Source organism: Pseudodesulfovibrio thermohalotolerans (assembly GCF_021353295.2).
Classification (GTDB): domain Bacteria; phylum Desulfobacterota; class Desulfovibrionia; order Desulfovibrionales; family Desulfovibrionaceae; genus Pseudodesulfovibrio; species Pseudodesulfovibrio thermohalotolerans.
Window position 1 is genome coordinate 1,435,288 of the sequence record NZ_CP120635.1, and the last position, 20,113, is coordinate 1,455,400.

Genomic DNA, 20,113 nt, shown 5'->3' on the forward strand with positions numbered 1-20,113 from the left:
TTTTATATATGTTTGAAGTCGTTATCACAGGGATCGGAATTGTTTCCGTCTTGGGGCATTCCGTGGACTCGGTTGCGGAGGCCCTGCATTCCGGCCGTTCCGGAATTGTTGCGGACCCTCTTCGCAACGAACTGGGATTTGCCAGTCCGTTGACGGGGCAGATTAGGGATTTTGATCCAGCCGCACGACTTTCGCGCAAGCAGCGCAAGACCATGACCCTACACGCCATTCATGCCCATGCTGCGACTATGGACGCTCTGGAAATGTCCGGTCTGCAACCCGAGGACTGGGCCAATGACCAGACTGGGATTATTTTCGGCTGTGATTCGAGTTGCCTGGCCGCCCTTGAGCAGGAAGCATTGTTGCGAGAGCGAGGGGATACCGGACTGCTCGGCAGTGGAGTCATCTTCCGTTCCATGACTTCCAACGTCACCATGAATCTCAATTCCCTGCTGGGAACCAAAGGGGCGGCCTGGACCTTGAGTTCCGCCTGCTCCAGCGGCGGAAATGCCGTGGGGCAGGGCGTTGCTCTGATTGCCGCCGGGTTGCAGGAACGCGTCATCTGCGGCGGTGCGCAGGAAATTAATTGGCAATCCATGTGCAGTTTCGACGGGCTAGGCTCCTTTGCTGCGGATCCAGGCGACCCTGCAAAGGGCAGCCGACCGTTTTCGCAGGATAGGGATGGACTGGTCCCCAGCGGCGGTGCTGCCGCAATTGTGCTGGAGCGGCGTGATCTGGCCGAGGCTCGCGGTGCGAAAATCTTAGGACGGGTGGCAGGCTACGGTTTTTCCTCGGACGGTGAGCATCTTTCCGTCCCCAGCGATACGGGACTTTGTCGGGCGGGCCGCATGGCGCTGCAGGGTGCGGGGCTTGTTCCCGGAGAGATCGACTACGTCTGTGCGCATGCCACGGCGACGCCGACGGGGGATCGCGCCGAGGTCGCCAATCTCCGCGCTTTGTTTGCGGAGTGCACTCCGGCCATTTCTTCTACCAAATCCATGACCGGCCATGAGTTGTGGATGTCGGGCGCCAGCCAGGTCGTCTACTGCACGCTCATGGCGCGGGACGGCTTTCTTGCCCCGAATATCAACCTGGACACGCTCATGCCCGAGGCGGAAGGACTTGATGTCCTCCCGGACGTTCGGGAAACAGCGCCCCGGAACGTGCTGTGCAATTCTGCCGGGTTCGGCGGTACCAACTCTTGCCTCGTTCTGAGGTTCTGATGCCTCGGTTCGATCACATCGTTGTCGGCGGTGGCATATCCGGTATGACGGCAGCCTTGCTGCTGGCCCGGAGCGGGGCCCGGATTGCCTTGGCAGAGGCGTTTCCCCGCCTTTCGCCAACGGTGCGGGGCTTCCGTCGCGGAGGTGTCCAGTTCGACACAGGGTTGCATTACGTGGGCGGGTTGGGAGACGGGCACCCGTTGGACGTGTATTTCAAACACCTCGGCATTGCGCCGCTTATTGGGAAGAAGCCCTACAGACTGGAGGGTTTTGACCGCTTTGTGGCGGAGCCTTCCGGGCGCAGCTATGCTGTCCCGTCAGGATTCGAGGCCTGCAAGGCGTATCTGAACCGTTGTTTTCCTGCCGAAACGGTTGCTATTGAATGCTATCTCGATGCTGTCGACCGGAACATTGCCACTTCTCCCTTTCTCAATTTTACTCGTCCCTTTGATTTAAATGGAACGCTGCATGGCGAAACCACGACACTGCGGACATTTCTTGACGATCTGACGGACAACGAGGAACTCAAGGCGGTCCTGAGCTTTCATACCCTACTCTATGGTGTTCCGCCCGAGGACGCGCTTTTTTCGACTCACGCCCTGGTCGCCGGGTCCTACCTGCTTTCAACCCACGGAGTGGAAGGGGGCGGTCATGCTCTAGTGCGTGCATTCGAAACGCGACTGGCCGAGGCTGGGGTCGACGTTTTTCTCGGTCACTCTGTCCGTTCCGTGGGGATTGATGCGGAACGCCGGGTGACAGGCGTCGTTCTGGACGATGGGCGGGAGTTCGCCGCACCGTCCTGCCTGTGGACCGCTCACCCTCGCGGTTTGATTGAAGCAACGCCAGACGCGGCCTTTCGTCCTGCTTTCAAAAAACGGCTGGCTCTGCTGGAGGACACCGCTTCAGCACTCATGCTTTTCGGCGTCAGTGAAGCGCTCATCCCCAGTCTTGACGGGCAGAATGTCATACTTTGGCCAGGGCGCTCGCTGTCGGATGACCTGAAAGGGGTGTTGCCGGTTCAGGAAAGCATGATTTTCCTTTCTGCTTCCGAGGATCCGGGATCGGGGAAGATGGGGGTGACCGCGATTGTCTCTCAGGCTTTTTCCCCATTTGCCCCGTGGGCGGATTCCCTTCCTGCGTCCCGGCCCGAGGACTACCGGCAGCGTAAAGCCGAACTGCTGTACTCTTTCGAGCGGGAGGTCTTTCGTAGGATGCCGGAACTTTCGGAGACCGTACGTTTTGTCCAGGGGGCTACGCCGCTGACGTTCCGAGATTTTTGCGCCGCGCCTTCGGGCAGCCTGTATGGGCTCTGCCATTCCATCAATCAGTTTAATCCTGCTCCGGTAACCAAGGTGGAGGGGCTTACCCTGGCCGGGCAAGGAATCGTTGCACCCGGCATTCTGGGTGCAGTCATTTCCGCCTATCTGACCTGCGGGATCATTCTGGGCCATGAATCTCTTCACTCCGAACTGAGGCAATACGCATGAGACGAGTCGTCATAACGGGAATGGGAGCCGTATCTCCCTTTGGCACAGGAGTGGAATCCTTGATGCGCGGGCTTGCGGCCGGAGAGAGTGGTGTCCGTCCTATGGCGGCGCTACGCGAAATTTCGGGGTTGGTACCGACCATTGCCGGGACCGTGCCCGACTGTGACGAAAAATCCATTCCAAGGAAATTTCGCCGTTCCATGTCGCCGATGTCCATCTACGCCACCCTGGCCGCCCGGGAGGCCGTAGCCATGGCCGGTCTTGACGAGGCGACGCTGACCGATGCCGGGACCGGGCTGTGCCTAGGCTCCACCGTGGGCAGTGTGCAGGCCATGCAGGCTTTTTTCGCCCGCTATCTGGACGGCCTGAGTATTGAAGGCACCAAGGCAACGGAATTTTTCAAGATAATGAATCATAGCTGTGCCACTAATCTGGCTCAGTTTTTCGGTATTACAGGGCGGGTCGTCGCGCCCTCGGCAGCTTGCTCCACCGGTTGCCAGTCCATCGGCCTTGCGGCGGAGGCTGTGGCCATAGGTCGGCAGGAGGTCATGCTGTGCGGCGGGGCGGATGAACTCCATCCGCTGACCGTCGGCACCTTTGACGTTATCGAGGCCGCTTCTACTGGGTACAATGAGGTGGCGGAGCAGACGCCGCGCCCCTTTGACCGGGATCGCGACGGCATTGTCTGTGCGGAGGGGGCCGGTTTGCTGGTTCTGGAGTCTCTGGATCATGCCTTAGCTCGCAATGCGACTATCCTTGCCGAGATATCGGGATTTGCCTCTACTTCGGACCCGTCAAACCTGGCTAGCCCCAGCGATGAGGCCATAGCCCGGTGCATGTCGCGAGCCCTGGACGATGCGGGGGTGTCTCCGGCCGAAGTTGACTATGTCAATGCCCACGCCACGGGTACCCGGCTTGGCGATGCTGCCGAGAGTGCGGCAATAGCTTCGCTGCTTGGAGCTGGACCCAAGGTGAGCAGCCTCAAGGGACACCTTGGGCACACGATGGCTGCCAGCGGTGGTATTGAAACAATTGCTACTATTTCAATGATAAATATTGGACTTGTGTTCCCTACAAGAAACTTGCTAGACATTGCGACGGACTGTGTCGGACTGTCGCACGTCCTTGAAACGGAAAAATGGCCGATAACCACAGCCCTGAAGAACAGCTTCGCGCTGGGCGGCATTAATACTTCAATTGTTTTGCGGAGATATGATGACTGACGAGGAAATCACAGCACGTATTGACGACCTGCTCGCCGAGGAATTCGAACTTGACCCTGTTGCCATGAAACCAGAGGCTCAGTTCAAGGACGACCTGGACCTGGACAGTCTGGATGCCGTCGATATGGTTGTGGTCTTGGAACAGGCGTTTCATTTCAAAATTAAAAAGGACGAGGCGTTCCAATCCATCAGAACTCTAGGCGACCTGCATGCCTTTGTTCTGGAAAAGAAAAAATTTATGACCGATTAAAATCAAGAAGGTGACTCATCATGCGTAAACTCGGTTTTTGCCTCTTGTGTCTTATTCTGTTCGCTTTGGCTGGCTGTCAGTCCTCGCTCATGGCTAAAACGGCAGATGGCGTCAAACCATATGAGTCGAATCCGGATAAAGCAGTTATCGTTTTCATGCGTCCTTCCCAGTATGGGGGCGCAGTGCAGGCCACTGTTTTTCAATATGACGAGATTCCTCAGTTTGTCGGGATAGTCTCTTCGGAATACAAGCTTGCCTATCAAGTTGCTCCTGGCAAACATATATTCATGGTCATGGGAGAGAACGCGGACTTCCTTGAAGCGAATCTTGCTGCTGGGTATATTTATTATGTTGAGGTCGAGGCACATTTCGGTTTTGCCAAGGCCCGGTTTTCGCTTGAACCCATCCCTCAAACCTTGTTCGATACCGAAGATTTTAAAAAAGACGTCAACAAGTGTAGTTTCGTTACCAATACACCGGCATCGGAGCTTTGGTTTAATGATCATCGTCAGGATGTCATAAAAAAGCACGATTATTATTTTGCCAAATGGCAGGCCAAGCCATTAGAGAAAAAGAACAAACTCGTCGAAAGTGACGGACGAAAATTGTAAGTTGATGGAAGGCCGGAATATTCCGGCCTTCCATTGTATGAACATGCAACGGATTTGGGTTAATATCTTTATTTACGGAACGAGCTGTGCTTTGACCGTTATTGGCCTTTTGTTTTCTCCTTTCGTCTTCTCCTGGCTCAGATTCGTTCGATCGCTTTCCTCCGATTGTTCTGTGCGAAAATTGGTTTGGCTGTATGGCCGTATGTGGGTGCGCTTGGTCGGCCTCGTTGTGCCGGTGCGCATGGAGTTTGCCTCACCGCCAACGCCCTGTGTGTTTGTCGCCAACCATTCCTCGTTTTTTGATATGTTTTTTATGGGCGCGCAGCCGGAATGGAATATCTGTTTCGCGGTTCGCAGCTGGCCGTTTCGCATTCCGTGGTATGCGCCATTTATGCGGGCTTCTGGGTATATTAGGACAGAAGGTAGTTCCCTTGAGGATGTTCTTCGGCAGTCGAAGGCCACGCTGAAAAAAGGCGCTTCGCTGTTGTTTTTTCCTGAAGGAACACGATCGACGGACGGGGAAATGCACCGTTTCCATTCTGGCGCCTTTCGTATCGCCCTGGAAAATGGCGTCCCAGTGGTCCCGCTCTGTCTTACCGGCACGCATGCGTTGCTTCCCAAGGGAAATATGCTCATACAGCCAGCAAAAGTAATAGTGCGCTTGCTTCCGCCGGTGTATCCCGATAACTACAGGCAAACGGCTTGCGGACATCTTGAGATGAAGAAGGACGTCAAGGCTTTGATGTCCCAAGCGCTTGTTGCCATGGAAACATAGACAGTTTTTACAAGGAGCTAAGGTGATGAAACGTACCCGTTTGATTTTAATTTTCTGTGCACTGGCGGCAGTCCTGCTGCTGGTCTCCTGCCGCACCGCCCCCATCTACAATATCAATGACGCAGCCATCCCGCAGGCCGCACAAGGTCCAATGACAATGCAACAGGTACAAAATGCCATTGTTAAAGCCGGTACAGGGCTCGGTTGGAACATGCGTGTGATCAAACCCGGTCTTATCGAGGCGACTCTGAATATCCGAGCGCACCAGGCTGTTGTCGATATCACTTATGACCAGCAAGACTACAGCATCAACTACAAAAGCAGCATCAACCTTAAATACAACGGGACTAAAATTCATAGTAACTACAACGGATGGATTCAGAATCTCAGCCAGGCCATCAATAATAACTTGGCGGTCATTCAATAGTGTTTATCGGCCTGCGGAGAATCTTCTCCGCAGGTCTTCGGTCCATCCTGCGATAGCTTTCTACATCATCTCTGCGCCAACATGAGGGGGCCTCGATCCCACCCGGTGCGCCTTCTTTTAATTATGGAATCCATGATGCATCTACCTGTACCCGCCGCAACACTTATCCCCCATCGGGGGGCCATGCTACTTGTGGACATTCTTGTCGCCTCGGAGCAGGGAACCGGGTGTGTCGAGACGACACTTCCCGGTGATGGGCCCGCCGCAGGTGAGGGAGGTACAATTTCCCCGCTCGTGTTCGTGGAGTTGCTGGCCCAGACCTATGCTGCCATTCGAGGATGGGAGCTGGCGGCAGCAGGTCTGCCTATCCCGGAGGGCTATCTGGTGGGTGTCCAGCGGTTTGTCGTTCTGGGCCGTGCCCGTGGCGGAGAGAAACTAGTCGTCGATGTCGAGACCGTTGGTGAATTCGAAGGGTTTTATGTGGTGGAAGGCCGGATTTCGCAGGGTGGCGACGTGGTCGCAACCGGCAACGTCAAACTCTGGATACCCCCGGGGGCGAGATGATACAGCGGTTTGTTTTTCTTTTTTCCCTTCTTCTGCCGGTCATGGCCTACGGGGCCGATGCTGTTCCTAATCAGTCGCTGTTGAATGGAATGCAGGCACGGGCTGCGTCGGTCGTCAGCATCCGAAGCAATTTTATCGAGGAAAAGCACCTCAAGATGTTTGACAGTGTACTTGTTTCCAAGGGCGTTTTCGCCTTTCGCCGCCCCGACTCGCTTCGCTGGGAATACACCTCCCCGTTCCGGTCGGGTTTTCTTCTCTCCGGCGGCAATGGGGTGGAGTGGGATGATACCTCGGATGCAGTCCGAGAAGTGTCTGTCCATTCATCGCCGCTTGTCGCCATGATCGCACGGCAGATCATGGCCTGGACGACCTTTGACATCTCATGGCTCGAAGAGCGGTATCTTATCTGTCAGGTCAGTGCGCATCCGCTGGTTCTGGAACTGCATCCTCGGAGTGAGCTTGCCAAGGAGTTCCTTGCCAATCTGGTCATCACGTTCGCCGAGGATGGGGTGGTTCTCCACTCCCTAGAGTTGCATGAGACTGACGGCGACTTTACCCGCATCTCCTTTGACCAGCCTCAGCTCAATACCTCGTTGCCGGATACAACGTTTACCGCGGTCCAATGAGATATGGCAATGGTCCGCAGCGGGCAATGGGCTTTTCCGGAAAAAGGCGGTGGGTGCCGGTTCTCCTGACGTTGGCGATTATGGCGGCGTGTCTTACTTTGTTCGCAGTCACTCCGGTCAGGACCGATATTTGCGCCATGTTGCCGGTGGGCGAGCAGGGGCTGCTTGCCCAGGATTTTGATCGGCTTACCCATTCCAGTCTGGCCAATAACGTCTTCATTTCTCTCCATGCCGCTCCGGAAGTGAGTCGTGCAAAGCTTATTCAGAGAGCAGAGCAAATGACTGATGCTTTAGCCGGTCATGGACTTGCTTTTGTGCGTCCGTCGTCCGTCAATCCCTTGCGGGCCATGACGTTTCTTCTGGATAACTCGGCGAACTTGATGACAGCGGCCGACCTTGATGCCGTGAAGCCTCAGTTGAAGCCGGAGGCGGTGCGGACCGCTTTGTCTCGGAACGTGCGGCTACTGGCCGAACCGCAGGGCATCGCCCTGAAATCCCTCGTCCGTCGGGACCCGCTTGGGTGGCGGAGCCGCTTGGGGGCGCGGTTGAAGCATTTGGCCGGATTCACTGAAGCCCATGTGGAAAACGGCCATATTTTCAGTAAGGACCGCCGTTCGATTCTGTTGACGGCCAAGCCGGAAACGCGTCTCTCCGATGCTGATGGTGCTGCTCGACTCGTAGCGGAATTTCAGTCTGTGAAGCGGGCGCTACCGTCCGGCATTACGGCCGATATGGTGGGCGGCCAGGTACATACCAACGCCAACGCTTCGGTCATCAAGCAGGATCTTGTCGTCATTTCCGTTGCTGCTGCGGCATTCCTTGTCCTACTCTTTTTTCTCTTTTTCCGTTCACGGCGGGCGCTCAGCGTTTTTGCCGCACCGCTGGTAGCCATGGCAGCGGGCTTGGGCGGGGCGGCGTTGTTCGGCCAGACCGTCTCGGCCATCGTCATCGGTTTCGGTTCGGTGCTGGTCGGCATATCCATTGATTTTGCCATGCATGTATACTTTGCCATGCGTCGGCAGCCGGAGCGTCCGGCTTTGGCCGTCCATGCCGTGGCCCGGCCTGTCATTTATTGCGCGTTGACTTCCTGTGCGGCATTTGGAGCCTTATTTTTATCCGATATCCCCGGCATTCGACAGTTGGCGGTCTTTGCCATTGCCGGGCTGGTCGCTTCGGTGTTGTTTTCGCTGCTGGTATTGCCGGCTTTTGGTGCCGGAGCGTTGCCTGAGAGACGGAAGCGGAGCATTCCCCTGCCGTCCCTGCCGGTTGTCGTAACCTTGCCGCTCTGGGGCGCGTTGCTCCTTGGTTGTTTGTGGTGCGCACTGCCGACCTCCCTGGACCCGGATTTGCGCAGTATCGGCTACCGGCCTGCATCCGTCCGTGACGCCGAAGCACGTTTTACTGCCGTCTGGGGAGATATGCGGAGCCGTGGGGTGGTCTTTGCCGAGGGCCGTTCTGTTGAAACGGCCCTGTCCGCCAACGATAAAGTATATGACGCCTTGCGTGCGGACCTGCCTGATGTCGCGGCTTCCAGCCTGGCTCCGTTGGTTCCCTCCAGGGGGACTCAGAAGGGCAACCGTGCTCGGTGGGACGCATTTTGGGCTAGAGGGCGAAGAGAGCATACGATTGAAGTCCTTCTTGCGGAGGCGGGGGATCTGGGCTTTTCCTCCGCGGCGTTCACGCCTTTTCTCCAGGGGCTGAACCGGATGCCGGAACCGATTACTCCGCATTCTCTTGATCAGGGCTCTTTGGGATTTCTTCGGGATATTTTTATGCCGGATTCAGGGTTGGACAAAGCCACCGTGTTGACCTTTCTCCCTGATTCGGAGCAGGTTCGAGCGTATTTTTCCCCGGAAAGAGAACAGAAACTTGGCGTCCGGTTGGTTTCCAACGGCCGGTTCAAGGCCATGCTGGAGTCGGCCATGAAGACGGATATCAGGAGTTTCATCTCCTTTTCCGGTCTGTGCGTCGTTCTGTTGATTTTTCTTTTGTATCGTAACGTTCGCCGGTCGTTGCTGGCTGTTCTTCCCGCTGTTACAGGTGTGGCGGCCGTTTTTGGCGGTCTGGGACTGACGGGAACACCGCTTAATTTGTTCCATATCACGGCTCTGCCGCTTGTTATCGGACTTGGGGCCGACTATGGCATCGTTCAGGTCAATCGAGAGCATGAGTCTCTGGACCTGGATACCACAACGGCCGTCTTCGCCTCCGGGGTGACCACGCTGGCCGGATTTGGGGTGCTTATTTTAGCCCGCCATCCCTCGCTGCACGCCATGGGAATCACCGTGGTGCTCGGTGTTGGAGTTGCATTGGCCACAGCCCTGCTGTTGCTCCCCAACCTGCTGCGGAGGGCGGAATGAATCGTTTTATACCCCTTATGCTTGTTCTGCTTCTCGCGGCCGGGTGCGTCCGGCCGATGCCTCCTGCTGTGCCAATGGTATGTCCTCCGCTCAAAACGCAGTGGTACGACAATGGGGGCGTCTATCGACTGCGTCATAGTGGCGTGCTCCGCATCGGCGAAACGGTCCTGCCTCTTTCGGGGTTTATGGTGCTGGATACAGTACATCACCGTGCCAAGGTAGCCGTCCTCACCGGTCTGGGGATGACGCTTGCCTCGTTGGATGTGGAGGTGGGGCGTTGGACTGCCCTCTCTGCAAGCCCGGTGGCGCGGCATATTCCCCATTTTTTGGATCAGTGTGCCCTGTCCATACGGCGCATGTTCCTCACTGGATTCCCGACGGCTTCGTCGTCGTGTGCCGTTGGCGATGGCCAGCCCCGGTGGCTAGCCGGGCAGGGAGAAGATCGGTGTGAGGTTTTCCTGGGACCGTCTGCCGGTGAGCTGACTAAGCGGGCAGCCAAGGGGCGGCGTCGCTGGTCGGTGACATATAGGGGGCAAGGTACAGAAGGATTGCTTTCCCTGCCGGAGGAAATCGTTTATGCCGATCCGGGCCGACGGGTAGTCGTTACGTTGAAACTTAAAGAAGCATCCTTACAATGATCTCGTTCGAAACTGCTGTGCGGGCCGCAGGTAGCCCTCTTCACCTTACTGAGAACGGTTTTGAAAAAACGTTTGTTTTTCCGCCGGATTTTGTCGGTTTTGATGGCCATTTCCCCGGCGCGCCTATTCTGCCCGCCATGGTCCAGCTTATGGCGGGTGCTCAGGCTGCGGCGGAGGCTCTGTCCCAACTTCGGGCTGGACACTATACCGTCTCCGGTGTGACGCGGGGTAAATTCCTCAAACCAGTTGAACCGGATGAACAACTGGTGGTTATGGGAACGCTGACCGAAGATGGGGCCGCGCCGTCTGCCGTGGTGCGTATACTTTCCGGCGAGGATGCCGTCTCTCTTTTTCGTGTGACTTTCAGCGAGGTTAAGCCATGAGCAGAAATGCGTATTTCAAGGTCGTTAAGGACGCTCCGGCTCCATTGCGTGACGAGGTGGAACGCCGGGTTCGTTTCGAGGAGGTAGATCCCCTCGGCATTGTCTGGCATGGTCGCTATCCCAGCTATTTTGAGGACGGTCGGGTCAGCCACGGTCATCGTTACGGCATCGGTTACCTGGACTTCCACGCGCACAGGGTGACCGCCCCGGTCAAACAGATGCATGTGGACTATATTCTGCCACTCGCCTTTGGCGATACCGTACGAATCGAAACCCTACTGCACTATAACGAAGCGGCACGACTCAATTATGAGTTCATCATCCGCAATGCGGCCGGGGAAGTAACCACGACCGGGTATACCGTGCAGCTTTTTGTGGATGCCGAGCGCGAACTGATGCTGACGCCGCCTGATTTCTACACGGCATTTTTGGCACGATGGACGGGCGGACAACTCTGATGGCCCGGGTGCTGCTCATATCTACCAATACAACCACGGAACCCTACCCGGTCTATCCGCTTGGCATGTCCGTGATAGCGGCGGCGCTGGAGCTGGATGGACATAACGTGCGTCAGTTCGATTTTCTGGCTGCGGGAAAGGAACTGGAACCACTGGCTGCGGTCTTGACCGGGTTTCAGCCGGATTTGACTGGTATTTCCTTGCGCAATATCGACAACGTGGATTCTCTTTCTTTTGCTGAAAACTGGTATCTGAGCCATGTCCGGGAAGTCGCCCATTTCTTGAAGCAGGATGGATATACCGTGGTCGTCGGAGGCCCCGGATTCTCCCTTATGCCGGAGATTATTCTCGATTACTTAGGAGCGGATTTCGGTGTCGTGGGCGAGGGGGAACAAAAGATGCGGCGGCTGGTGCATATGTTGGAAGCCGGGGATGTGCCGCCTCGGGTCATGAAGCCGGAAAAGGGCCTTGGGTCGAAGGAAATGATCACTCCTGTTCGCGATGAAGCCATTCTGGATTTTTACATGAAGCAGAGCGGCATCGCCAGCGTACAGACCAAACGGGGGTGTGAGAACCGTTGCGCGTATTGCTCCTATCCGTCCATCGAGGGCGGGTGGTTGCGGCCGCGAGCCGTTGCTGATGTGGTGGATGAGATAGAAACGCTGTACCTGCGAAACGGGGTGGATTCTGTTTTCTTCACCGACTCCGTATTCAACGACTCGCACGGCTACTACCTTGAGTTGGCCGAAGCCTTGGTTCGAAAGCAGTTACCCATCAAGTGGAGTGGCTTTTTTCAGCCTACTTCTGTGGATGCGACGACACTGGACCTGCTTAAACGCTCCGGCCTGCACGCCATGGAGGTGGGGACGGACGCGGCAACGGACGAGACGTTGGAGGCGATGAACAAGCCGTTCTCCTTTGCGGATGTTCGCGAGTTTAACGCTGCTTGTGTTGCGGCGCGCATTCCCTGCGCTCACTTCGTCATTTTCGGCGGGCCGGGAGAGACGCTGGAGACCGTCCGGCAGGGCATCGCCAACCTCAATGCCCTGGAGCATTGTGTTGTTTTTCCCTTTTCCGGCATTCGACTGTATCGAGGGACACCGCTCTATGCCCAGGCCCGGCGAGAGAGGCTGGTGGCCCCTGCCGACACACTGCTTGAGCCAAAGTTTTATTTTTCTCCCTTCGTAGATCCGGCCCAACTCAATGAGATGCTCAAAAAGGGCTTTGCTGGACGTCGGGACCGTATCTTTCCTCCCTCGGACGGGCAGGAGCGAATGAACGTTCTGCGTCGGTTTGGCTGTCGCGGCCTGCTGTGGGATACCCTTATCTCCTTTCCCAAGGAATCGGCTGCGCCTCATCTCTGTGGGGTTTCGTCATGATTGATGTCCTTGTTGTCATACCGGTCTATAACCATGGCCAAACGTTGCGTCAGGTGGCCGAGCAGGCCCTTGATATTTTTACCGACGTACTGGTGGTGGACGACGGCAGCACGGATGGCGGGATCGAGACATTGGTTGGGCTCCCGGTCCGGTTAGTGCAGCACGATACGAACCGAGGCAAAGGCCAGGCCATCCTAACTGCGGCGGAAGAGGCGCGTCGCCTGGGCAAGACGCATCTCATCACCCTGGACGCCGACGGGCAGCACTTTCCATCGGACATCCCGGCTTTTCTGGCGGCGATACAGGAAGATCCCCGGGCCGTCGTGGTTGGTGCCCGTGATTTTAGCGGCGAAAATATTCCGGGCGCATCGGTGTTCGGGCGTCGTTTTTCCAATTTTTGGCTGCGAGTGCAGACCGGAGTCTGTCTTTCCGATGTCCAATGCGGATTCCGGGCTTATCCCTTGGCTATATTCAGCGCCGTTACGCTTAATGAGCGCCGTTTTGCCTTTGAGGTGGAAGTGCTGGTCCGGTCGGCCTGGGCAGGCTATCCATTGAAGGATGTGGACATTCACGTCCATTATCCCAAGCCGGATGAGCGGATTTCCCATTTTCGCGCTCTGCGGGATAATGTGGAGATATCCTTGCTCAATACCCGCCTGACGGCTCGCTCTTTTCTTCCTGTCCCGCACCGTCGATACACCGAGGACGAGACCGGGCGGGTCAGTCCCGTCCACCCCATTAAATCTCTGCGTTTGTTGCTCGAAAAGAATGAAACACCGTGGCAGCTTGCGTTGGCGGCCGGGCTAGGGATGCTGCTCGGCACACTGCCCCTCATCGGATTGCATTGCCTCGCCATCGTCTTTGTCCTTGGCTATTTCCGGCTCAGCAAGATCATGGGGTTGGCCGTAAGTCAGCTTTGCATTCCCCCTTTTGTCCCGGCGTTGTGCGTGGAGGCCGGGTACTACCTGCGGCATGGACAGTTCTTGACCGACATATCTATGCAGACGCTTGGTTACGAGGCGTTGGAGCGTATCTGGGAATACGTTCTCGGTACGTTGGTACTTGGCCCGGCCTTTGGTCTGCTGACCGGGGTTGTCGTCTACGGGCTGGCCAGGATCGTCCGATCCCGGCTCAGCCGAGATCGGGCGGAGGAGTCTCTTCCGTGAGCGTTCGCGATTCGGCATGGTCCAGTGCGAGTCTGGCCTCGGGCTTTGCGCACCGACTTTTCTACCACGCAATTCGGCTGGCGGGGCGGCCGTTGGCCTATGCCATGCTCTTTTTTGTCGTGAGCTTTTACACATTGCGTCCCGATGTCCGGAAGCGATCTTGTGACTATCGTCTTCGGCGGTTCGGCAAGCGGTCGTTTGGGCAATCCCTGCTTGATTGTTTCCGGCTTCAGATGGAGTTTGGCAAGATGTTGGTGGACCGGGCCGTCATGGGCATCACCGGTGACTTCAATATGACCGCTACAGGCGAGGACCGGCAGCGAATGACGGATCTTGCCGGGTTGGGGCGGGGACTTGTCTTGATTACCGGACATGTGGGCTGTTGGCAGTCTGGCATGTCCTTTCTTGATCATATCGATGCCCCCAAGGCGGTGGTCATGTACCGGGATGTTCGGGACGTGGACCGGCACTATTTCGAGTACGGTGAGTCCGAGGGGCCATCGTTCGACATCATTGACCCGACGTCTCCCATGGGCGGGACACTGCAAATGCTTGAAGTGCTCAAGCTGGGCGGTGTGCTTTGCGTCATGGGCGACAGGCCATTCGGCAGTGACCGGGGGACGGTCGGCGTGGAGTTCCTTGGCGGCTCGGTGCGGATGCCCATTGGCGCGTTCAAGCTGGCTTCTTCGCTCCAAGTCCCCGTGGTAGTGACCTTTTCCTGTCGCACCGGCCCTGGGTGTGGACGAATCTGGATTTCAAAGGTAATTGACCTCCCCGAACGTTTGGGGCGGAAGCCGGAAGCGTACAAACCCTATGCCCAGATGTTCGCGGACGGACTTTGGGAATTTGTCGAAACATATCCTTGGCAGTTCTATAATTTCTTCAACATGTGGGATGAATGATTCGAATGGATCTTAGAGAGAAAATTAAGAAGGTTTTGGTAAGGGAACTCGACCTCGTGGATATTGACCCGGCCACCATCGAGGACGATGCACCGCTGTTTGGCGACGAAGGACTTGGGTTGGATTCCCTAGACGCGGTGGAGCTCGTGGTGCTGGTTCAGAAGTTTTTCGATACCGAGATTCAGAACGCTGAGGAGGGAATGGAAGCCCTGCAGTCGGTGGAGAGTCTGGCTCGGTTTATCGAGAACGAGGGATAAGATGCTTGGCGAGGTGGCTATTCTGGGGGCGGGTTGCATCTGTGCGGCCGGTCCCACGCTTGATGCCTGTCTGGAGACCATGCTGGCCGGGAAGGGAGAGCCGGCTGCGCCTACGCATTTTATCTGTGAGCAGGCCGTCACCTATCCCGTTTTCGAGGTGCCCCAGAAGTGGGTAGATTCATCGAGTACATCTGCAGGGCGTTCCGGAAATTTACTGCATATGGCCGTTCATGATGCGTTGGATGGGGTGCCTGACGTCTTGAGCGTGCAAAACGAACTTCGGGTCGGGGTGTGCATCGGCACCTCGGTTGGCGCGTCGCTCGACTTCTTGGATTTTTATCGCAGCTGGAAAGCCGGTAAGAAACCGCAGCTGGCTCCCATCCTGCATTACCTGGCTGGGAATCTGGCCGAGGGGCTAGCTGTTCATTACGATCTGAGCGGTCCCTGCCAGACTGTGACCAATGCCTGTACTTCCGGTGCAGACGCCATCGGCATCGCCGCAGCCTGGATCCGTGCCGGTTGGTGCGACGTGGCCATCGCTGGAGGTGCGGATGCCTTGAGCGAAATCTCCTACAACGGTTTTGCTCGGCTCATGAATACCAGCCCGGAACCCTGCCGACCGTTCGATAAAGACCGTAGGGGGCTTAATTTGGGCGAGGGCGCAGGTGTGTTGCTTCTCGCATCTACCAATGTGGCAGAGCGCTTTGGAGCCCCCCGGAGAGGCCGTGTGGCGGGCTATGGAACCTGCGGTGATGCCTACAACCTGACGGCTCCGCATCCCGAGGCTCGGGGGCTGTTGCAGGCTCTGGATACGGCCCTGGGGCAGGCCGGGATAACCTGCGAGGATGTGGCCTGTGTCAACGTGCACGGAACCGGCACCAAGGCCAACGATTTGGTGGAGGGGCACGTCTTGCGCGATCGTTTCAGTCAATCTCTTGTTTTTGCGACAAAGGGGTTCACCGGGCATACGTTGGGGGCTGCCGGGGCCATGGAGGCTGCCTTCACTCTGGCCTGTCTGGAGCGTGGAGTGCTGCCGCCAAGCAAGGGGTTTGGCGAACCCGATCCGGCTATCGGCCTTTCTCCGGTAGCCTGTCCAACCGCTTTCTCGGGCCGATTCGGTTTGAGCCAGTCACTGGCTTTCGGCGGCAATAATTCCGTTCTCATATTGGAGAAGGAGGACCGGCGATGAAGCTCTCCATCCACGGGGTCGGTCTGGCTGCTCCCATCGGCGACGGTGCGTTGGTCCGCCAAGCCTTGGACGGCAAGGACGTGCCGCTGCCTGCGGCGTACGAGACTCCGACCGAGGCACTAGCCGAGTATGTCCCGGCCCGCAAGTTGCGGCGCATGGACCATTTTACCCGCATGACCTTGCTGGCGGCTTACCGTGCTTTGGAAGCTGCCGATACACTGTCCGTACTTCCCGACCGTATGGGGATCGTGCTCGGTACCGGTTACGGGCCGTCCAGGACGACGTTTGATTTTCAGGACTCCCTCATTGACGATGGGCCGGCGTTGGCTTCACCGCTCGCCTTTTCCCTTTCCGTTCATAACATCCCGGCGGGAGTGCTTTCCATGTTGTTGGATTACCCCTGTCCGCAGACAACACTCTGCCAGTTGCGGGGAGTTGTTCAAGCCGGAACCCAGACAGCGGCACTCTGGTTGGCGGAAGGTCGGGTTGATACCATCCTTTTGGGCTTTACCGATGAGACTACGCCGCTTCTTGAAGCCAACACTGAACGTTTGAACGCCGCTGAGGGACGTTTGGATGCACCGCCGGTGGGTGAGGGCAGTGCCTTTTTCCTCTTGGCCGAGGCTGGGGGGTTCGCCTCGCTGGAAATTGAGGCTCGTCCGGAAAATTTTAAAGCCGATACGGTCGTTATTGACCAGGGAGAATTCGGCACGTGTGACCTGACGGATCTCTGGGGGAAAAGTCCGACTTCCTGTGGCCTGGAGCTTGCTGCTGCGGCGTTGGGCGCCAGGGAACAAGAGCTGAAGACCGCCTGTCGGGAGGGTGACGTCTGGTTCAGCGTAATCGGAGAATAGATCGTATGCGCGCAATCAATCTTCAACTTGCAGATATCCGTGAGATAATTTCCAGCGTCCTTTTGGCTCATTTATCCTATGATGCCTGCATGCGCCTTGCGCCGGGCGGTTCGCTCAGTCCGGAGTTTGTTCCGACGTGCGATGCCGTGGACGACCTGGAGGGTGTGGGCGGAATCATCGCCCGGATGTTTCATACGAAGACTCTGACCAATCTGGGCGTGGTCTCTCTAGAGGAGTGGGCGGAAAGCATCTATCAGCAGTGGCTTGTTGCAGGCGATCGGATAACGTTTTTTACCTCCGGGAGCACCAACGAGCCCAAGCCTGCAACGCATGACTTTGGTGAGTACGTTCAGGAGGTTGAAAATCTGGCCGTGCTTTTTCGTGATAGGAAACGGATAGTCTGTTTCGTGCCGCGCCATCATATTTACGGCTTTCTTTTTTCCATTTTGCTTCCTCATGTCATGGGGTGCGAGGTCCGTTGGGAAGTGCCGCTGCCTGCTCCCGGATTGGTTCGTTCGCTGTGTGACGGGGACCTCATGGTGGCTTTTCCACTTTTGTGGGGCAAGCTCGCCGAGATGGGCGTGCATTTCCATGCAGATGTGCACGGCGTCACGTCCACCGGGCCGTGTCCAGCAAAGACCCTTGAAACGGTCAAGGCGAACGGATTGCCCCTGATGTATGAGATTTACGGATCATCGGAGACCGGCGGTGTGGGCTACCGCACCGACCCTCTGGGGTGCTACACACTGTTGGACCACTGGACCCGGACCGACGACGATGCTGTTCTGGCCCGGAAAACGGAAGATGGCGGCGCGACGGAGTGTCTTCTACAGGATCTGCTTGATTGGCACGGTCCTGCGACTTTTACTCCCCGTCGACGCAAGGACTGTGCTGTGCAGGTGGCGGGCGTCAACGTCTATCCTGCTAGGGTGCGGGAGGCGCTTTTGGACCATCCCTTGGTTGAAAAATGCGCGGTACGTCTCATGCGATCTGACGAGGGGACACGGCTCAAGGCGTTTATCGTGCCCTACGGTTCGGGCCAGGATATAGATGTCCTAAAGTTGGAATTGCAAAAATGGTCCAAGGCGCATCTTTCCAGATACGAACGGCCAGCGTCTTGGACCTTTGGTAAACACATCCCCGTGAACGGGTTGGGCAAAGAAAGGGACTGGTAGCCTGTCCATTGTAAACAAGTCCATCAGTGAATACAGAGATGAAACGACATCGAACCGGTTGATTGGAAAATCATCCTCTTCTATCAATTCAGTCAAAGCTCTTCAGGGAGACTTTCATCGGACTCAGTTTGACAGAGGTGTTCTGTGGCGTTCAAACCCTGTTAGGACAGGGATGGAGGCATTTGGGGGGGGGGAAGCAAGATGGAATAGGAAAACAAAAAGACCGAGAAGTTCCTGGCCCACAAATTGTTTGGGGGCTCACCTTGAAGGTTTTCAATATTTCTAGCAAAAGAGAAAGCCTCTTGATTCTCAAGAGAAATTGTTAAATCAAATCGAAACGAATTTTTCTCTTTGGTTGGGCCTTGTCCTTCCTTCTTCTTATTCGTTTGCCACAAAATTCAATACCTTTCGGACATGTTTTTCGCCATGGATTCGAATCTCTTCTCGAAAGTTTGAAATCAACCGCGCATCTTCTGGGGACAACTGCACAACTCCGATGACTTTGATCGTCGCAAAGTGCGTGATGCTTTCCGACGTCTTGACGGCGGCGTCCAGCGGCCAAAGATTCACGTCACTGAAATCATTGTCTGCGGGAAGTGGGTTAGGTTCCGGAACAATTCCTACAGCTGCCGTGACCGTTCTGAATCCGTTTCGAAGCACGATAGATATCCCCGCTTGAACGATCGTTCCAGGCGCAAGGCGCAAGGTTTGCGCTCCGGTCGCAAGATCACCTTTGAAGCACGTGTCGTTGACAAGCGGCCTGGACCGACCGGACAGGACGACGTTGTTGTGCTTGCTGACATAGCACTGTCCGTGGACGACGCACGCCCATGTTTTGACCTCCTCCACGTCCGGTAACCAGTCTTTCTCCAGGCCGCGGCCGTCCAGGAACCTGACATCCGGTCGAACGGTGACAGGCACAAGGCGGTCGGTGGAGGCTTCCGGTGCCCCGAAAACATCCCTGATCGTTTCCGTGCTCAGTTTCATTTTGTTCTCTCCTTGTTTTTGTGAGGTTCGGATTCGCCTCACGGCTAAGTTGTTTCACATCAAATATAAATATTTCAAGTTTTTGCTATGTGTATATTTCACGCTAAAGCCGGTTGCGAAAACTCCTGGCGTTGACCGGTTTTTGTCGATTCGGAAACGACAAAAATGGGTAACACGAAAAAAAAGATTTTATGCGCTTGAAAAAGTGATGGGGAAAATGGTGGGAGATGGGGGAAATGGGAAAGGACGAGGAAAAGAAAAGGCCCCCGAAAAGGGGGCCAAGGAGGGCTGACGGCTTGACGGGGATCAGTCGTCGGCCTGTTGGGATTTAGTGGGCTTGTGGTCTGGTTCGCGAACGTGGCGGACGACCAAGAAATCGTGGAATTTGCTTCCGTGGCCGTCGAGGCGGAACTGGCCGACAAGGAGACGGAGATGGGGGCAGCGTGGCGTTGTGTCGACTTCGTAGTGCGGCTCCCGGTCTCGCATGTACCCGCGAACTTTGACTGCCGTCCCACAATAGATGCAGCGTATTTTGATCGTTGCGTGGCCGTCTTCGGGGATCAGTTTTCGGACCTCCGTCAGGTCAGGGATGGATTCCTGGCCGGTCACCTCGAACCCGGCACGGTAGACGGTGGCGGGGGTGACGATCGGCGACCTGAGGCATTTTTTCGACAAGGCTTCGTAATACTCGATAGCGTCGATGGAAGCGACTCTGCCGGTGTATTTGGAGATGTGTCTTCCGTGGATCGTGTCGTCGAGGAGACACTGGCAAGACGCGTCTGTGGTCAGGACGGCAGGATGGCCAATATCGTATCCAGGGAGATCATGAAAATGGACGGTGCCGAACGACTGGAGGACGCGGAGCTTTTTCATCAGATCGACGATATTCTGGCCGTCCCAAATCAGGTTTTGAGGTCGGATTCCGCCTGGGATCAGGCCGTGGCCCTTGAGAGCATTGACGGCATGTCCGAACTCGTTTGTCGTCATCCCCGGGGTTGATATAGCGAGGAATCCTGCCCGGAGATTGATCTCTGATGCAAGGGCATCGGGGACCGAGAACAGTTCAGGCCACGAGCAAAGAATCTCCTGCTGAAAAGCATCGTTTTTGTTGATTTCGCCGTTCTCGAGCGACCCTGGGCGGCGTGATTTTCGTGTCATTTCGTTGTCCATTTTTCCCTC

The 20,113-nt window shown here is 56.3% G+C and carries 21 protein-coding genes; 19 read left to right on the forward strand and 2 right to left on the reverse strand.

Translation table 11 applies throughout. The features are described 5' to 3' along the window. Window positions 1–8 precede the first annotated feature (8 nt). From LF599_RS06705 to LF599_RS06795, 19 genes are all read left to right on the forward strand, one after another. Window positions 9–1,223: a beta-ketoacyl-[acyl-carrier-protein] synthase family protein gene (locus LF599_RS06705; protein ID WP_279522747.1), complete on the forward strand. Its 1,215-nt coding sequence runs from the start codon at window positions 9–11 to the stop codon at window positions 1,221–1,223. Then, on the forward strand, window positions 1,223–2,710 hold the full coding sequence (locus LF599_RS06710) for a phytoene desaturase family protein (protein ID WP_279522748.1): 1,488 nt from the start codon (window positions 1,223–1,225) through the stop codon (window positions 2,708–2,710). The genes LF599_RS06705 and LF599_RS06710 overlap by 1 nt, the downstream gene beginning before the upstream one ends. Before the next feature lie 20 nt (window positions 2,711–2,730). Beyond that, window positions 2,731–3,933: a beta-ketoacyl-[acyl-carrier-protein] synthase family protein gene (locus tag LF599_RS06715; protein WP_319023439.1), complete on the forward strand. Its 1,203-nt coding sequence runs from the start codon at window positions 2,731–2,733 to the stop codon at window positions 3,931–3,933. Then, on the forward strand, window positions 3,926–4,183 hold the full coding sequence (locus LF599_RS06720) for an acyl carrier protein (protein WP_279522749.1): 258 nt from the start codon (window positions 3,926–3,928) through the stop codon (window positions 4,181–4,183). The genes LF599_RS06715 and LF599_RS06720 overlap by 8 nt, the downstream gene beginning before the upstream one ends. A 20-nt stretch (window positions 4,184–4,203) precedes the next feature. Continuing rightward, window positions 4,204–4,794, forward strand: coding sequence for a hypothetical protein (locus LF599_RS06725; protein WP_279522750.1), 591 nt, complete (start codon window positions 4,204–4,206; stop codon window positions 4,792–4,794). Window positions 4,795–4,798: 4 nt separating this feature from the next. Further along, window positions 4,799–5,569, forward strand: coding sequence for a lysophospholipid acyltransferase family protein (locus LF599_RS06730; protein ID WP_279522751.1), 771 nt, complete (start codon window positions 4,799–4,801; stop codon window positions 5,567–5,569). A gap of 25 nt (window positions 5,570–5,594) precedes the next feature. Continuing rightward, complete coding sequence (locus LF599_RS06735) at window positions 5,595–5,996, forward strand: hypothetical protein (RefSeq protein WP_269941807.1); 402 nt, start codon at window positions 5,595–5,597, stop codon at window positions 5,994–5,996. A 183-nt stretch (window positions 5,997–6,179) separates the two neighbouring features. Then, a complete protein-coding gene (locus tag LF599_RS06740; protein ID WP_279522752.1) occupies window positions 6,180–6,560 on the forward strand; it encodes a 3-hydroxyacyl-ACP dehydratase in 381 nt (126 codons plus the stop codon). Then, entirely contained in the window at window positions 6,557–7,186 is a 630-nt protein-coding gene (locus tag LF599_RS06745) for a LolA family protein (RefSeq protein WP_279522753.1), read from the forward strand. Before LF599_RS06740 ends, LF599_RS06745 begins: the two co-directional genes overlap by 4 nt. Window positions 7,187–7,212: 26 nt before the next feature. Next, window positions 7,213–9,546 (forward strand): MMPL family transporter, encoded by a 2,334-nt coding sequence (locus LF599_RS06750; protein WP_279522754.1) that lies wholly within the window; start codon window positions 7,213–7,215, stop codon window positions 9,544–9,546. A gap of 634 nt (window positions 9,547–10,180) precedes the next feature. Beyond that, entirely contained in the window at window positions 10,181–10,567 is a 387-nt protein-coding gene (locus tag LF599_RS06755; protein WP_269941218.1) for a hotdog family protein, read from the forward strand. Beyond that, window positions 10,564–11,025, forward strand: coding sequence for an acyl-CoA thioesterase (locus LF599_RS06760; RefSeq protein WP_279522755.1), 462 nt, complete (start codon window positions 10,564–10,566; stop codon window positions 11,023–11,025). The genes LF599_RS06755 and LF599_RS06760 overlap by 4 nt, the downstream gene beginning before the upstream one ends. After that, window positions 11,025–12,404, forward strand: a complete 1,380-nt coding sequence (locus LF599_RS06765) for a lipid biosynthesis B12-binding/radical SAM protein (protein ID WP_279522756.1) — start codon at window positions 11,025–11,027, stop codon at window positions 12,402–12,404. Before LF599_RS06760 ends, LF599_RS06765 begins: the two co-directional genes overlap by 1 nt. Next, complete coding sequence (locus LF599_RS06770; RefSeq protein ID WP_279522757.1) at window positions 12,401–13,570, forward strand: DUF2062 domain-containing protein; 1,170 nt, start codon at window positions 12,401–12,403, stop codon at window positions 13,568–13,570. Before LF599_RS06765 ends, LF599_RS06770 begins: the two co-directional genes overlap by 4 nt. Beyond that, complete coding sequence (locus LF599_RS06775) at window positions 13,567–14,472, forward strand: LpxL/LpxP family acyltransferase (protein WP_279522758.1); 906 nt, start codon at window positions 13,567–13,569, stop codon at window positions 14,470–14,472. Before LF599_RS06770 ends, LF599_RS06775 begins: the two co-directional genes overlap by 4 nt. A 5-nt stretch (window positions 14,473–14,477) precedes the next feature. Further along, a complete protein-coding gene (locus tag LF599_RS06780) occupies window positions 14,478–14,729 on the forward strand; it encodes a phosphopantetheine-binding protein (RefSeq protein ID WP_279522759.1) in 252 nt (83 codons plus the stop codon). A 1-nt stretch (window position 14,730) separates the two neighbouring features. After that, window positions 14,731–15,918, forward strand: a complete 1,188-nt coding sequence (locus LF599_RS06785; protein WP_279522760.1) for a beta-ketoacyl-[acyl-carrier-protein] synthase family protein — start codon at window positions 14,731–14,733, stop codon at window positions 15,916–15,918. Beyond that, window positions 15,915–16,772 carry a beta-ketoacyl synthase chain length factor gene (locus tag LF599_RS06790; RefSeq protein WP_279522761.1) on the forward strand — a complete coding sequence of 286 codons (858 nt, stop codon included), beginning with the start codon at window positions 15,915–15,917 and terminating at the stop codon, window positions 16,770–16,772. The genes LF599_RS06785 and LF599_RS06790 overlap by 4 nt, the downstream gene beginning before the upstream one ends. 5 nt (window positions 16,773–16,777) lie before the next feature. Further along, window positions 16,778–17,947, forward strand: coding sequence for an AMP-binding protein (locus LF599_RS06795; RefSeq protein WP_279522762.1), 1,170 nt, complete (start codon window positions 16,778–16,780; stop codon window positions 17,945–17,947). A 378-nt stretch (window positions 17,948–18,325) separates the two neighbouring features. On the opposite strand, the gene LF599_RS06800 is transcribed toward LF599_RS06795, so the two are convergent. Together LF599_RS06800 and LF599_RS06805 are read right to left on the reverse strand one after the other, a co-directional pair. Continuing rightward, window positions 18,326–18,934, reverse strand: a complete 609-nt coding sequence (locus tag LF599_RS06800) for a hypothetical protein (RefSeq protein ID WP_279522763.1) — start codon at window positions 18,932–18,934, stop codon at window positions 18,326–18,328. Window positions 18,935–19,240: 306 nt separating this feature from the next. Continuing rightward, on the reverse strand, window positions 19,241–20,104 hold the full coding sequence (locus LF599_RS06805; RefSeq protein WP_279522764.1) for a hypothetical protein: 864 nt from the start codon (window positions 20,102–20,104) through the stop codon (window positions 19,241–19,243). Between the last annotated feature and the right edge of the window lie 9 nt (window positions 20,105–20,113).

What these genes read in the sequence shown, in the direction of transcription:
- LF599_RS06705 (WP_279522747.1), top strand. Translation starts at nt 9, where the DNA reads ATGTTTGAAGTCGTTATCACAGGGATCGGAATTGTTTCCGTCTTGGGG.
- LF599_RS06710 (WP_279522748.1), top strand. Translation starts at nt 1,223, where the DNA reads ATGCCTCGGTTCGATCACATCGTTGTCGGCGGTGGCATATCCGGTATG.
- LF599_RS06715 (WP_319023439.1), top strand. Translation starts at nt 2,731, where the DNA reads ATGGGAGCCGTATCTCCCTTTGGCACAGGAGTGGAATCCTTGATGCGC.
- LF599_RS06720 (WP_279522749.1), top strand. Translation starts at nt 3,926, where the DNA reads ATGACTGACGAGGAAATCACAGCACGTATTGACGACCTGCTCGCCGAG.
- LF599_RS06725 (WP_279522750.1), top strand. Translation starts at nt 4,204, where the DNA reads ATGCGTAAACTCGGTTTTTGCCTCTTGTGTCTTATTCTGTTCGCTTTG.
- LF599_RS06730 (WP_279522751.1), top strand. Translation starts at nt 4,799, where the DNA reads ATGGAAGGCCGGAATATTCCGGCCTTCCATTGTATGAACATGCAACGG.
- LF599_RS06735 (WP_269941807.1), top strand. Translation starts at nt 5,595, where the DNA reads ATGAAACGTACCCGTTTGATTTTAATTTTCTGTGCACTGGCGGCAGTC.
- LF599_RS06740 (WP_279522752.1), top strand. Translation starts at nt 6,180, where the DNA reads ATGCTACTTGTGGACATTCTTGTCGCCTCGGAGCAGGGAACCGGGTGT.
- LF599_RS06745 (WP_279522753.1), top strand. Translation starts at nt 6,557, where the DNA reads ATGATACAGCGGTTTGTTTTTCTTTTTTCCCTTCTTCTGCCGGTCATG.
- LF599_RS06750 (WP_279522754.1), top strand. Translation starts at nt 7,213, where the DNA reads ATGGGCTTTTCCGGAAAAAGGCGGTGGGTGCCGGTTCTCCTGACGTTG.
- LF599_RS06755 (WP_269941218.1), top strand. Translation starts at nt 10,181, where the DNA reads ATGATCTCGTTCGAAACTGCTGTGCGGGCCGCAGGTAGCCCTCTTCAC.
- LF599_RS06760 (WP_279522755.1), top strand. Translation starts at nt 10,564, where the DNA reads ATGAGCAGAAATGCGTATTTCAAGGTCGTTAAGGACGCTCCGGCTCCA.
- LF599_RS06765 (WP_279522756.1), top strand. Translation starts at nt 11,025, where the DNA reads ATGGCCCGGGTGCTGCTCATATCTACCAATACAACCACGGAACCCTAC.
- LF599_RS06770 (WP_279522757.1), top strand. Translation starts at nt 12,401, where the DNA reads ATGATTGATGTCCTTGTTGTCATACCGGTCTATAACCATGGCCAAACG.
- LF599_RS06780 (WP_279522759.1), top strand. Translation starts at nt 14,478, where the DNA reads ATGGATCTTAGAGAGAAAATTAAGAAGGTTTTGGTAAGGGAACTCGAC.
- LF599_RS06785 (WP_279522760.1), top strand. Translation starts at nt 14,731, where the DNA reads ATGCTTGGCGAGGTGGCTATTCTGGGGGCGGGTTGCATCTGTGCGGCC.
- LF599_RS06790 (WP_279522761.1), top strand. Translation starts at nt 15,915, where the DNA reads ATGAAGCTCTCCATCCACGGGGTCGGTCTGGCTGCTCCCATCGGCGAC.
- LF599_RS06795 (WP_279522762.1), top strand. Translation starts at nt 16,778, where the DNA reads ATGCGCGCAATCAATCTTCAACTTGCAGATATCCGTGAGATAATTTCC.
- LF599_RS06800 (WP_279522763.1), bottom strand. Translation starts at nt 18,934, where the DNA reads ATGAAACTGAGCACGGAAACGATCAGGGATGTTTTCGGGGCACCGGAA.
- LF599_RS06805 (WP_279522764.1), bottom strand. Translation starts at nt 20,104, where the DNA reads ATGGACAACGAAATGACACGAAAATCACGCCGCCCAGGGTCGCTCGAG.